Genomic DNA, 12,818 nt, shown 5'->3' on the forward strand with positions numbered 1-12,818 from the left:
AAAAAAACCGGCCATTGCGCCGGTTTTTTTATGCTGCACGAACAGGCTTACTCTTTATGAGAAAGCTTTTCGGCTGGAACGTCGTCTTCCGCAGTTTTCTTCGCCGTGGTGTCATCGTCGTTCATGGCTTTTTTAAAGCCCTTGATCGCTGTGCCCAAATCACCGCCCAGCGTACGAAGTTTTTTGGTACCAAACAGCAGAATGACCAGTGCGGCCACGACCAGCAATTTGGTAATACTAATCTCACCCATAGATACCTTCTTTCATAAATCGGACTGCGTAAAGCACCATTATAACCTGATGTCATTAACGGTCATTCGACGCGCGCACACAATAGCAATCTGTAACGAGATGAATCAAGCGTTGTTTAAAAAAACATCACATCAGTTGCGGTGGAGCGAAACGGCGGTTGCGCAGTACCGGTAATTTTTCCCGCGTCTGCGATAAGCGCTGCTGCGTAATCTCCGCCATGATGAGCTGCGGGGCTTCCCCCGCTGCGGCAATAACAACCCCCTGAGGGTCGACCACCTGACTCAGGCCAATATTCCTATTGCCACATTCACCTGACGCAACGATATAACAGGTCGTGTCCAGTGCTCGTGCAGCCAGCAATGTCGCCCAGTGCCGCTCTTTGAGCGGGCCCCGAACCCAGGCAGCAGGAAGCGCCAGAATGTCTGCCCCCTGTAGCGCCAACGACAATGCCAGCTCGGGGAAACGCAGATCATAGCAGGTCATTAACCCAACCTTCATCCCGTCTACGTCAATTAATGGTGCGATTTCATGCCCCGCATCCACGCGAGCCGACTCTTGCATGTTAAATGCATCGTACAGATGAAGTTTACCGTAATGGGCAATGATGTGCCCTTCGCGCAGCGCCACCAGCGTATTGACCGCCCTGCCTGGCGCAGAAGGCACATGGAGGGTCAGTATGGTTGTTAGCTTGTTGTGACGGCTCTCTTCCAGCAACAGGCTTAAAAAGCCGCCATCCAGCGTCTGAGCCGATTTCACAGACATATGGGGGTCGTTGTCATCTCTTGCCAGTAACGCTTCTGGAAGTACCAACAGCGACGCCTGCTGGCGTGCCGCTTGCGCCATCAAGGTTACACATGTCCGGGCATTCGTTTGCCAGTCCGGGGTAACCACAAATTGCCCTGCTGCAACAATCATCGTTTTCTCCTGATTCTGTCGCCATAGCCAGCCTTGCGCTTCGGCGCTACACTCACCACTTTAACAAATCAAATAGCAGGTTTTACCCGTGTTACAACTTCTTTTAGCTGTATTTATTGGTGGTGGGACTGGCAGCGTGGCGCGTTGGGCGCTCAGCATGAAATTTAACCCCGCCCATCACGCTATTCCGTTGGGGACACTGACCGCGAACTTAGCCGGCGCGTTTATCATTGGCATGGGGCTGGCCTGGTTTAACCGCATGACCCATATCGACCCAATGTGGAAGGTGTTGCTGACCACCGGTTTTTGCGGCGGTCTGACGACGTTTTCAACATTTTCGGCCGAAGTGGTGTTTTTACTGCAGGAAGGACGCTTTAGCTGGGCTTTGCTCAACGTGGCCGTTAATCTGCTCGGATCATTTGCAATGACGGCACTCGCGTTCTGGTTGTTTTCCAGCGTGAATGCAAATTAAGGGCAAAAAAAACCCGCCTTAGAGGCGGGTTTTGAAATTCTGTCTTATTGCTAACTTAGATAGCCATTACGTTAGCAGCAGAAGGACCTTTGGCACCGTTAGTGATTTCGAACTCTACACGCTGACCTTCAGCCAGAGTTTTGAAACCATTGCTCTGGATTGCAGAGAAGTGTACGAACACGTCTTTGCTGCCATCTTCCGGAGTAATGAAACCGAACCCTTTGGATTCATTAAACCACTTAACGTTACCTTTAATCTTAGACATCAATATTACCTTTACATGAAAAACGACACAAATGCTGTGTCGAGTTACAGTACAACAATTGTGAAGACTTTTGTCCAGTCGTTATTCATCAAAAAGTGATAAATGTCGCTAAGTTTTTTCAAAGCTACCGTTTATTTGGGATCCGCATCAATGGTTAAGAATTAACCGCCCCAAAAATGCTGCGTCCCGGAAACGAGACGCGGCATTTTAACGCTGGATTAGCGACGACGATGAAGCAATTCATACACCGCCGGGATCACAAACATCGACAACAACGGCGCGGTGACCATGCCGCCGATCATGGGCGCAGCAATACGACTCATAACCTCTGAACCGCTTCCCCCGCCCCACATTATCGGCAACAGGCCTGCCATAATGGTGGCAACCGTCATGACTTTTGGCCGCACGCGCAGCACCGCCCCTTCATGAATGGCCCGTCTTAACATCGTCTGGCCGCCATCCGGATCGCGTTGGCGATACTTCTCCAGCGCATGATTGAGGTACAGCACCATTATCACGCCGAACTCTGCCGCCACTCCCGCCAGCGCAATAAAGCCGACGGCGCCCGCCACGGACAAATTGTATCCCAATAGCCACAACAACCAGACGCCGCCAATCAGCGAGAACGGCAACGTTCCCATGATCAATAACGCGTCGGAAATGCGCTTAAAGGTGATAAACAGCAGGACAAAAATAATCATCAGCGTGACGGGTAAGACGACTTTCAATTTCGCCGTCGCCCGCTCCAGATACTCAAACTGACCGGACCAGGAGAGCGTAACCCCCTGCGGTAATTTCACCTGTTCAGCAACCCGTTGCTGCATCTCGTCCACGGCTGATTTAAGGTCGCGACCACGCAAATCGACATAGATCCAGTTCGACAGGCGCGCATTCTCACTTTTCAGCATCGGTGGGCCCTCTTTCACCACAATATCCGCCAGTTCGCCCAGAGCGATCTGACTGCCGTTTTCAGTGATCACCGGCAGCGCACGAAGATCGTCGACGTTGTCGCGGATTTCACGTGGATAGCGAATATTGATCGGGAAACGCTCGCGCCCCTGCAAAACCTCGCCGACGTTTTCCCCGCCCACCAGAGTTGAGACCAGCGATTGCAACTCTTTGACCGAAACGCCGTAGCGTGCGGCCTGTTGGCGGTTGATATTGATATCTACATAACGCCCGCCCGCCAGCCGTTCTGCCAGCGCCGACGTCACGCCAGGCACGGTTTTCACGACCTGCTCGATGTGCTGAGCCACTCGCTCGATGTCGGCAATGTTATTACCGTTCACCTTTATCCCCACGGGGCTTTTGATCCCGGTCGCCAGCATATCCAGTCGGTTACGAATCGGCGGCACCCAGACATTGGCAATCCCCGGCAGGCTAACCGTTTTATCGAGCTCCTCGACCAGTTTTTCCGGCGTCATGCCTGGACGCCACTGTTCGCGAGGTTTAAAGCGAATGGTGCTCTCAAGCATGGTTAAGGGTGCCGGGTCCGTTGCGCTCTCTGCCCGGCCCGCTTTACCGAAGACGCTTTCCACTTCCGGGACAGTTTTGATCAGTCTGTCCGTCTGCTGTAACAGTCTTGCCGCTTCCCGGGCCGAAATCCCCGGTAGTGTCGACGGCATATAGAGCAGGTCCCCCTCATTCAACGGTGGCATAAATTCGCTGCCCAGGCGACTGAGCGGCCAGAGCGTGGCAAGCAGTAACAACAAAGCAACACCAATGGTCGCTTTCGGCCAGTTCAGTACCCGGTCCAGCAGCGGCTCATAGAGACGAATAAGAAAACGGTTGATGGGGTTCGCTTTTTCATCCGGGATCTTCCCACGAATGAAGAGTGCCATCAGCACCGGCACCAGAGTGATACCCAGGCCAGCCGCCACGGCCATTGACCAGGTTTTTGTAAACGCCAGCGGCGAGAACATTCGCCCTTCCTGCGCCTCCAGCGAAAACACCGGAATAAACGACAGGGTGATGATAAGCAGGCTGCAAAATAGCGCAGGACCAACTTCCACCGCAGACTGCTCCGACAAACGCCAGTAATCCGCCGCCACCAGTTTGCGTCCGGGGTTATCGTGCCGCCACTGCTCCATCACTTTGTGCATGTTTTCAATCATGACTATCGCGGCATCCACCATCGCGCCAATGGCGATGGCAATCCCGCCCAGTGACATGATATTGGCGTTAATGCCCTGATAATGCATAACAATAAACGCGCCAAGAATGCCAAGCGGCAAAGATACAATCGCCACCAGCGCCGAGCGAAAATGAAACAGGAAGAGCGTACAAACCAGCGCCACCACAATAAACTCTTCAATAAGTTTATGGGTCAGGGTCTCTACCGCATGCTCAATCAGGGTAGAGCGATCATATACAGGAACGATTTCCACCCCGGCAGGCAGGGTCTTCTGCACCGCCTGTAACTTTGCTTTTACCGCATGGATGGTTTCCAGCGCATTTTTGCCATAGCGCATCACAATGATGCCGCCCGCCACCTCCCCTTCACCGTTATACTCCGCAACCCCACGGCGCAGCTCCGGTCCAAGCCGCACGCTGGCCACATCTGAGAGCATAACCGGCACGCCCTCGCGGCTGGTAATGACGATATGGCGGAAGTCCTCCAGCGTCTGCAAATAACCGGTGGTGCGCACCATAAATTCGGCCTCGCCCATCTCCAGTAGCGCACCGCTACTCTCCTGGTTCGCCGACTGAACGGCGGTGATTAACTGCGCATGGGTGATATTCAACGCCCGCATACGAGCCGGATCCGGTACGATTTGGTACTGACGAACCATCCCGCCGACGCTGGCCACCTCCGCCACGTTGGGTACGGTTTTCAGCTCAAATTTCAGCGTCCAGTCCTGCAATGCGCGCAGATCGGCAAGGTTATGTTTCCCTGTGCGATCAACCAGCGCATACTCGTAGATCCACCCCACCCCGGTTGCATCCGGTCCCAGCGCCACGTTAACCCCGGCAGGCAGTGACGTCTGGATCTGGCTTAAATTCTCCAGTACCCGCGAACGCGCCCAGTACAGATCGGTATCATCATCAAACAGTACGTAAACGTAGGCGTCGCCAAACATCGAGTAACCGCGTACCGTTTTGGCACCCGGCACGGATAGCATTGCCGTTGTGAGCGGCCAGGTAACCTGGTTTTCGATGATTTGTGGTGCTTTGCCCGGATAGCTGGCACGAATAATCACCTGCACATCCGACAGATCCGGTAAGGCATCAAGCGGCGCACGCTGCACCGACCATATGCCCCACCCCGTCAACATCAGCGCGGCAAGCAGGATTAGCAGTCGGTTACGTAAAGAGGCGCGAATAATGGCGGCTATCATTTCATCGCCTCCGTCGCTGGCATCAGGTGGGTGATCACCGCGCCGTTTTCATCATCAAGGGTAAAACTGAACATCACGCGGTCGCCGGGTTTGAGGGTGGAAACCGGCGTTTTGAGTGTAAAATCCATCGTCATCGCCCCCCAATTCAGCGCTGGAATGGGTTGATGCGCCAGTGTGATGCTGCCCGCATCAATGGCTTTGATCACCCCGGTGGTTTCGTACTCTTGCGCCTGTTTCTGGTCGGGAACCGCACTCTGCGCCGTGTCTTCCGGTAAGGCGCTGCGTAAGCTGGCTTCAGAGTCAATCAGGAACTGCCCGGAAGTGACCACGCTGTCACCCTCTTTAAGACCGGAGAGCACCTCAGTCCAGCCTTGCGATGTTCTGCCTGTGGTCACCTTCACCGCCTGGAAGTGCCCCTCGCCGGAGGCGAGCAAGACCCTGGTTGCCACCCCGGTTTCAATCAACGCCTCTTCGGGGATCGCCAGTACCGCAGGCTGCTGCGACGTTTCCGGCTGCGTCACCGTCAGGAACATGCCGGGTTTCAGTTTTTGCTGTGGGTTATCCAGCACGATGCGCGCTTTTAATGTGCGCGTGGTGGTTTCCAGTTGTGGCAGTAGCTCGCTCACCCGTCCATGAAATTGCTCGCCCGGCCAGCTTGAGGATCGCGCGATGATCTCGCTGCCCGCGCTCAGGGTTTGTGCCTGACTTTGTGGGTAATCCACCACCAGCCAGACGGGATCGAGGCTGGCAAGTTCAAATAGCGTTTGTGCCTGGGCAACCTGTGCCCCCTCTCGTGAATCCAGTTTCACGACGTAACCCGCGCGATCGGCGCGCAGCGTCAGGCGAGTTTGCGGTTTGCCACTGCGCTCTACCGCCAGAATTGTCGCTTCTGGCATAAACTGCAACACCAGTCGGTCACGCGCCGCACGTGTCAACGCACCGTCACCTAGCTGGCGTACAGCCAGATACTCCTGCTGCGCCGTCGTCCATTGCGGGATCCATAATTGCGCCAGCGGCTCACCTTTTTTCACCCACTGCTGAGGCGCACGAACAAACAGTTTTTCTACGACGCCATTGGCGGGAGCAGAGATCGTCTGGATGCTGCGCTCATCGGTTGTCACCGTCGCAAAAGCAGAAAAAGCGGGAGCCAGTACGCGCTTCCCAACACTCGCCGTGATCATCCCCAGATTTTGCTGCTGACGCGCACTCACGCTGACACCATTGTCGGTTGGCCCTTCATCCGCATAACGCGGCACCAGCGGCATATCCATAAAAGGCGATTTCCCCGGTTTATCGAAGCGCTGCCCCGGCACCATGGGGTCGTACCAGTAGAGGACTTTTCGTTCCGCGTTAGTACTGGCATGGTCGTGGGTGTCTGCTGTCGGCGCGACCTGTTGTCGGCCTGCGACATAGCCCGCCGTCGCTGCCACGCAGGCGGCAATCAGAACCGCTAAAACTGTTTTTTTCATTGCGCCAGCTCCTGAGGAATCAACCAATGGATGGCGGCCCATGTCCGTGCCATCTCTTTTTCTGCCTGATAAACCGCCAGCTCGCTGTCAAGAACCGTGCGGCGCGCATCCAGCAATTCCGGCAACTGTGTCTGCCCGGCGCGATATTGCGCCGCCATCAGCGAGGCGCGTTTGCGTACCAGCGGTAAGACGTCGTCGCGCTGGCGCATCCACAGCGCCTGAGCGGCGTTGTACTCAGCAATCAAGGTGCGAACCTGCGCCACATGTTCGCGTTCGGTCTGTGCCAGTTGATCGTTGGCCTGCATTGAGCGGGAGATATCCGCCGCATGGTCTTTGTCCTGACGCTGTGATTTGAAAAGGGGAAGATCAACGGTAAACATCACTCCAGCCATGTCTTCATACCCCTCGGCGCGACGGCCATACCAGACTTCCACTTCCACATCCGGAATGGCAGCAACAGCGGACTCGGCAGAGCGCGCCTTCGCACTGTTAGCTTCGCTGGCGGCGGCTATCATTTCCGGATGCAGTGCGACGCCGTTCTCCAGTGTTTGCTCGTCGGCAGGCAGGCGTTCATAGCGAGGTAAGTCACCAGTGATAGTGGTAACGGGCTGTCCGGTCAGTTGGGTCAGGCGTGTCCGGGCCACCTGAACATCACGTTCCGCAAGGGTGACTTTGTCGCGCATCGCACTCAGGCCAATCTGGAAGGCAAGCACGCTATCAGGTGTCGCGTTACCCGCACTGACGCTGGCTTTTTGCGCCCCCTGCTGTGCGGTCGTTTCCGCCAGCAATTTGCGCGCGGTTTGCAGGGCGCGTGTGGAAAGCGCGAGATCCAGCCACGCCTGCGCCGCATCGCGTTGCAAATTCGCACGCGCCACCGAGGATTTCGCGTTCACGCTTTGTGCCTGTGCCAGCAGCGTGTCAGCTTTGCGATCGCGTTTTTCGGCACTGACGTATTGCTGCATCACGCCGATGCGCTGCATGGTCATACCTTCACGGGTAAAACGGCGTGCGTTACTGCCCTGTACAGGCAGGTTATCAATACCGAATTTCAGCTTCGGGTCGGGAAGTTGACGGGCCGAATCTGCCATTGCATCCAGCGCCCGCGCTTCATTGCGGTTAGCGGATAATTCGGCAGAGTAGCGTTCTGCAGCGGCGAGGGTCTGCGTGAGCGTCAGTGGCTCCGCCGAAGCGGCGGAGCACATCAAGCCCAGCAACACCCCACCGAGCACCAGGCTCAGGGAGTATCGTTTCATCCTGCCCCCGTTATTCTTGCGGCGTCAGAGAAACGATCTGGTAACCGTTCGCGTTCTGCACAAACGCGAAGTCAACCTTTTCGCCCACAGCCAACTGCGATGGCGCAGCTTCCGACAGATCAAACTGCATGGTCATCGGCGGCCAGTTGAGATCTGGGATGGCTTTATGAGCGATAGAAACGGACTGCGGCGTGATTTTTTTGATAACGCCCTGGGCGTGGTAAACATGCGCCTGCATGGCGGTGTGCTGCGCCATGTCGTGATTCATGTCGTGGTTCATGGCGTGCGCTTGCACGGCAGAAAAAGAGAGTACAGCCAGCACGCCTGTCAGCGCGCGAAAAATAGAAGAACGCATAGTAAAACTCCTGTTAATCGAAAATTAATTAAAATTCAACGAATTAACAGTTTTCTACTCGCGAAACCGGCAAAAACGGATGGTTGCCGGCGGCCCTGCTGCGGGAGGTGTGAGTGACCAGCCCTCACGGACGGTATCAATACAAAGGGGTTTGGCGACGACCAGTGTCATGCTGACAGGTAGCGCGACTGGCGTCTGATGACCGCTGTCTTTTTGCGCCACATCCGGTACGCAATGCTTGTCGCACAGAGGCGCTTTCATCTGATGGGCAGGCGGCTGCATTGCATTATCGGTCATCATATGATCGTAATGCTGTGTCATTACCGTTTCGCCCTGCACATCCAGGTCGCAATCATGCGAGGCTATGGCCACCTGACTCTGGATTAATAGCCAGCCGAACGCGATCAGCAACATCGTCAGATGCCGCCTCATTACGCGTAAACGACTAATCCAGCCAGTGTGCATAATAACCTGTCAATCAATACGGGAACCGGGAGCGAGTATAGGCCCCGATATTTTTCTTTTTAAAGCTTTTTTTGATTAATTTACGTGGCTTATTCATTCGCAACCAAAGAAACTAACTTTATTAACTTTTTATTTTCTTTTTAGATCCCATTACGCCCATTATTTTTTGCGAACTTCCGCAACGGTATTTTTGTCATTTTGCGGAAAATAAGCAAAAATGCGCGATAATATACGCAAAACGAATCTTCCTTGATTTTAATCATCTACTCATTAGCGGTTATTCGGCACATTGCGTTTCTTCCTTTTCCGGTAGTCATTTTTCATGTTCTTTACGCTGGGATCCAGAACATTATGTTAACGTTTATTGAACTTCTGATTGGCGTCGTGGTAATCGTGGGTGTCGCACGCTATATCATCAAAGGTTACTCTGCCACCGGCGTGCTGTTTGTCGGCGGGCTGGCGTTATTAATCGTCAGTGCGCTGATGGGGCATAAAGTCCTGCCGGGCAGTGCTACCAGCACGGGTTACACCGCAACAGACATCGTTGAATACATCAAAATCTTGCTGATGAGCCGCGGTGGCGATCTGGGCATGATGATCATGATGCTGTGTGGGTTTGCCGCCTATATGACCCATATCGGTGCCAACGATATGGTCGTGAAGCTCGCCTCCCGCCCACTGCGTTTTATTAACTCGCCCTATTTATTAATGATTGCCGCCTATTTCGTCGCTTGCCTGATGTCGCTGGCGGTCTCCTCAGCCACTGGCCTTGGCGTGTTATTAATGGCAACGCTTTTCCCCGTGATGGTGAACGTGGGGATAAGCCGCGGGGCTGCCGCGGCTATTTGTGCCTCTCCGGCCGCGATTATTTTATCTCCAACCTCCGGGGATGTCGTTTTAGCCGCGAAAGCCGCTGAAATGCCGCTCATCGACTTCGCGTTTAAAACGACGCTGCCGATCTCCATCGCTGCCATTATCTTTATGGCCATCGCCCACTATTTCTGGCAGCGCTATCTGGATAAAAAAGAGAACATCACCGCAGAGATGCTGGATGTGAAAGACATCACCACCACCGCCCCGTCTTTTTATGCCATTCTGCCGTTTACGCCCATCATCGGCGTGCTGATTTTCGACGGTAAATGGGGGCCGGAACTGCATATCATCACAATTCTGGTGATCTGCATGCTGCTCGCCGCAGTGCTGGAGTTTTTCCGCGGTTTCAATACACAGAACGTCTTTTCCGGCCTGGAAGTAGCCTATCGCGGCATGGCAGATGCGTTTGCTGGCGTGGTAATGCTGTTAGTTGCCGCTGGTGTCTTCGCACAGGGTCTCAGCACGATTGGCTTTATCCAGAGTCTTATCTCCATTGCCACCTCGTTTGGTTCCGCAAGTATCATTCTGATGCTGGTACTGGTCATTCTCACCATGCTGGCGGCGATGACGACGGGCTCTGGTAACGCGCCGTTCTACGCGTTTGTCGAGATGATCCCGAAACTGGCACATGAGTCAGGCATCAACCCGGCGTACCTCTCTATTCCGATGCTGCAGGCTTCTAACCTTGGCCGTACCATTTCACCGGTATCCGGCGTGGTGGTTGCTGTAGCAGGTATGGCCAATATCTCTCCATTTGAAGTGGTTAAACTGACATCCGTACCGGTCATTGTGGGTCTGATTGTGGTGATCGTGGCAACAGAGATCCTGGTTCCCGGCGCTGCCGTGCACTAACGGTCTGTCCTGCCATAACGCAAAAAGCGCCCCTCCGGCGCTTTTTGTGCTTTAATAACCTACGGAAATTATTTAAACGCAATCATCAGGATCAGAAATGTTCATAAAGGGACTCGTCGCCAGTCTGGGTGTCGCCATGGCGATGCTGTCGCTCACCCCTGCTCACGCTGCCCCACTCGAGCCCAAACAGTACGGTGACTTTGACCGCTACGTGCTGGCACTTTCGTGGCAAACTGGCTTTTGCCAAAGTCAGCATGACCGCGGAGGGCGCGAGCCGCAGGAATGCCGACTGCAAAAAGAGCTACCGCAAAAAATCGATTTTCTGACCGTTCACGGCCTGTGGCCCGGCCTGCCGAAATCTATTGCCGTCCGCGGCGTGGATGAAAAACGCTGGATGCGATATGGCTGCGCCACGCGACCTGTTCCCAATATGCCAGAGGCGAAAATCAGCCAGAAATGTTCTGCTGCCGAAACCGGGATGTCACTGGAAATGGCCAATAAACTCAACACGGTTATGCCCGGCGCAGGCGGCACATCTTGCCTCGAACGTTACGAATACGCCAAACACGGCGTTTGTTTCGGCTTCGATCCGGATGCTTTATTCGGGACGATGGTACGTCTGAATCAGGAAGTGAAACGCAGTGCTTTGGGGCTTTTCCTGGCGAACAATTATGGTAAACACGTCAGCCGTAGCGATTTTGACGCAGCCGTTGCTAAGGCCTGGGGCGATAACAGTGTTAAAGCGGTAAAACTAACTTGTAACGGTAATCCGGCGTATCTTACCGAAATGCAAGTCGCCATTGATGCGCGAGCGATCAACGAGCCACTTTCCGCGAAATCCCTGCTGGCGCAACCGCATCCGGGTAACTGCGGGAACGACTTTATTATCGACAGCGTCGGTTATTAATCCTCCCCCTTTCGGGTTAAACACATAAACCCGGCAAATGTGAGCTAAGTCACTTCAAAGTTGCGTGCAGTCTCAGTATCATCCGAAGAGTTAAACCCTCGCTGCCAGACGGCGAGGGTTTTTCTTTGGATCAATCTGGCGGGATTTCGCCTCATGACATGGAGTAATAGATGTCCAGACCTGCAATTATCATCAATGAACTTGACGCTGAGCGCATTGACCGTCTGCTGGAGCAACCCGCTCATGCCAGTCTGCCGGTCGCGAAGGTGCTGAATGACGAACTGGATCGCGCGCAGATGTGCGCCCCCGAAGCGATGCCAGCCAACGTGGTCACCATGAACAGCACGGTAAAATTCCGTGAGCTTAAAAGTGGCGATATCCGCACACGAACCCTTGTATACCCGGCGCAAATGACCGATAGCGCGACGCAACTGTCCGTGATGGCTCCGGTCGGTGCGGCATTACTGGGCTTACGCGTCGGCGATAGTATCCACTGGGAACTGCCCGGCGGTGCGACGACCGATCTCGAAGTGCTGGAGTTAATCTACCAACCGGAAGCCGCTGGCGAATATCTGCGCTAAGCATGCCATACGCTGTTAAGAGGATGCATACCACATCCTCTTTCCCTGCCCCGCTCACCCGAATGTCGCATTTCGTTGTCCCGCTCAGGCTTCTATTGTGGTAAGAGGTTTTTGCCCTGGGTTCGCATATGAGCGAAACATGGATTATCGCCCTTATCTTTTTGATCGTGGCGGCGATTATCGTCGCGGCCGTGCTTTATCTCGAACGACACTGGTAACGCCCGGTTTACCGGAAAATCCTCATTTCTACGAAAACTCCAGCTCAAATAAATAATTGCCAGCGACGTAGCAGAATCATTCTGTCATTCCTGCTGAAATACCAGTGACATAATCTACAGGGAGACACGTTTATGTATCAGACAATTATTATGCCGGTAGATGTTTTCGAAATGGAGTTAAGCGACAAAGCCGTGCGTCACGCCGAGTTCCTTGCTCAGGACACGGGCGTCATCCATTTACTGCACGTTCTGCCTGCTTCTTCCAGCCTCAGCCTGCACCGATTCGCTGCCGATATTCGTCGTTTTGAAGAACACTTGCAGCATGAAGCGCAAACCCGGCTGACCACGATGATAAGCCACTTTTCAATCAGCCCTGAACGTATCCACACCCATGTTCGTCTGGGAAGCGTACGCGATGTGGTCAATGAAATGGCCGAAGAGTTACATGCGGATATGGTGGTGATTGGTTCACGTAACCCCTCTATCACTACCCATTTGCTGGGGTCGAACGCTTCGAGCGTAGTACGCCATGCACATATTCCGGTGCTGGTAGTACGGTAAAAAAAAGAGGCTGCCTCGGGCAGCCTCTTGATTATTGCAGGT

General features: G+C 54.1%; 14 protein-coding genes. 6 read left to right on the plus strand and 8 right to left on the minus strand.

Annotation, left to right across the window (positions count from 1 at the left end; all coding sequences use genetic code 11):
- Positions 1–47: 47 nt before the first annotated feature.
- On the minus strand, positions 48–251 hold the full coding sequence (gene tatE / locus ACS0RQ_RS19800; RefSeq protein ID WP_041852143.1) for a twin-arginine translocase subunit TatE: 204 nt from the start codon (positions 249–251) through the stop codon (positions 48–50).
- 127 nt (positions 252–378) lie between these two features.
- Complete coding sequence (locus tag ACS0RQ_RS19805) at positions 379–1,167, minus strand: deaminated glutathione amidase (protein ID WP_271851230.1); 789 nt, start codon at positions 1,165–1,167, stop codon at positions 379–381.
- A gap of 88 nt (positions 1,168–1,255) precedes the next feature.
- Here ACS0RQ_RS19805 and crcB point away from each other — a divergent pair, with 88 nt between their 5' ends.
- Positions 1,256–1,639, plus strand: coding sequence for a fluoride efflux transporter CrcB (crcB, locus tag ACS0RQ_RS19810; RefSeq protein ID WP_041852145.1), 384 nt, complete (start codon positions 1,256–1,258; stop codon positions 1,637–1,639).
- 55 nt (positions 1,640–1,694) lie between these two features.
- Here the strand turns inward: crcB and cspE are convergent, their stop codons facing one another.
- From cspE to ACS0RQ_RS19840, 6 genes are all read right to left on the minus strand, one after another.
- Entirely contained in the window at positions 1,695–1,904 is a 210-nt protein-coding gene (gene cspE, locus ACS0RQ_RS19815; RefSeq protein WP_012542460.1) for a transcription antiterminator/RNA stability regulator CspE, read from the minus strand.
- Positions 1,905–2,122: 218 nt separating this feature from the next.
- A complete protein-coding gene (locus ACS0RQ_RS19820) occupies positions 2,123–5,242 on the minus strand; it encodes an efflux RND transporter permease subunit (RefSeq protein WP_271851231.1) in 3,120 nt (1,039 codons plus the stop codon).
- On the minus strand, positions 5,239–6,711 hold the full coding sequence (locus tag ACS0RQ_RS19825; protein WP_271851232.1) for an efflux RND transporter periplasmic adaptor subunit: 1,473 nt from the start codon (positions 6,709–6,711) through the stop codon (positions 5,239–5,241). Before ACS0RQ_RS19825 ends, ACS0RQ_RS19820 begins: the two co-directional genes overlap by 4 nt.
- Positions 6,708–7,964 carry a TolC family protein gene (locus ACS0RQ_RS19830; protein WP_271851233.1) on the minus strand — a complete coding sequence of 419 codons (1,257 nt, stop codon included), beginning with the start codon at positions 7,962–7,964 and terminating at the stop codon, positions 6,708–6,710. Before ACS0RQ_RS19830 ends, ACS0RQ_RS19825 begins: the two co-directional genes overlap by 4 nt.
- A gap of 10 nt (positions 7,965–7,974) precedes the next feature.
- Entirely contained in the window at positions 7,975–8,319 is a 345-nt protein-coding gene (locus ACS0RQ_RS19835; RefSeq protein ID WP_107223631.1) for a copper-binding protein, read from the minus strand.
- Positions 8,320–8,373: 54 nt separating this feature from the next.
- Complete coding sequence (locus ACS0RQ_RS19840) at positions 8,374–8,733, minus strand: DUF2946 domain-containing protein (protein WP_334312451.1); 360 nt, start codon at positions 8,731–8,733, stop codon at positions 8,374–8,376.
- A 402-nt stretch (positions 8,734–9,135) separates the two neighbouring features.
- On the opposite strand from ACS0RQ_RS19840, the gene dcuC reads away from it, so the two are divergent.
- The 5 genes from dcuC (at position 9,136) to uspG (ending at position 12,776) form a co-directional block, all read left to right on the plus strand.
- Positions 9,136–10,509 carry an anaerobic C4-dicarboxylate transporter DcuC gene (gene dcuC / locus ACS0RQ_RS19845; RefSeq protein ID WP_334633562.1) on the plus strand — a complete coding sequence of 458 codons (1,374 nt, stop codon included), beginning with the start codon at positions 9,136–9,138 and terminating at the stop codon, positions 10,507–10,509.
- A gap of 136 nt (positions 10,510–10,645) precedes the next feature.
- Positions 10,646–11,416 (plus strand): ribonuclease I, encoded by a 771-nt coding sequence (rna, locus tag ACS0RQ_RS19850; RefSeq protein WP_271851259.1) that lies wholly within the window; start codon positions 10,646–10,648, stop codon positions 11,414–11,416.
- Positions 11,417–11,586: 170 nt separating this feature from the next.
- Positions 11,587–11,997, plus strand: a complete 411-nt coding sequence (rnk, locus tag ACS0RQ_RS19855) for a nucleoside diphosphate kinase regulator (RefSeq protein WP_071193879.1) — start codon at positions 11,587–11,589, stop codon at positions 11,995–11,997.
- A 128-nt stretch (positions 11,998–12,125) separates the two neighbouring features.
- The gene (gene yldA / locus ACS0RQ_RS19860; RefSeq protein ID WP_271851235.1) at positions 12,126–12,215 is read left to right on the plus strand and encodes a small membrane protein YldA; all 90 of its coding nucleotides are present in this window, start codon (positions 12,126–12,128) and stop codon (positions 12,213–12,215) included.
- Between the two features lie 132 nt (positions 12,216–12,347).
- Positions 12,348–12,776 (plus strand): universal stress protein UspG, encoded by a 429-nt coding sequence (gene uspG, locus ACS0RQ_RS19865; RefSeq protein ID WP_110295810.1) that lies wholly within the window; start codon positions 12,348–12,350, stop codon positions 12,774–12,776.
- The last annotated feature ends 42 nt before the right edge of the window (positions 12,777–12,818 follow it).

Origin of the sequence: Phytobacter diazotrophicus, assembly GCF_052061655.1 — a bacterium.
Classification (GTDB): Bacteria; Pseudomonadota; Gammaproteobacteria; order Enterobacterales; family Enterobacteriaceae; genus Phytobacter; species Phytobacter diazotrophicus.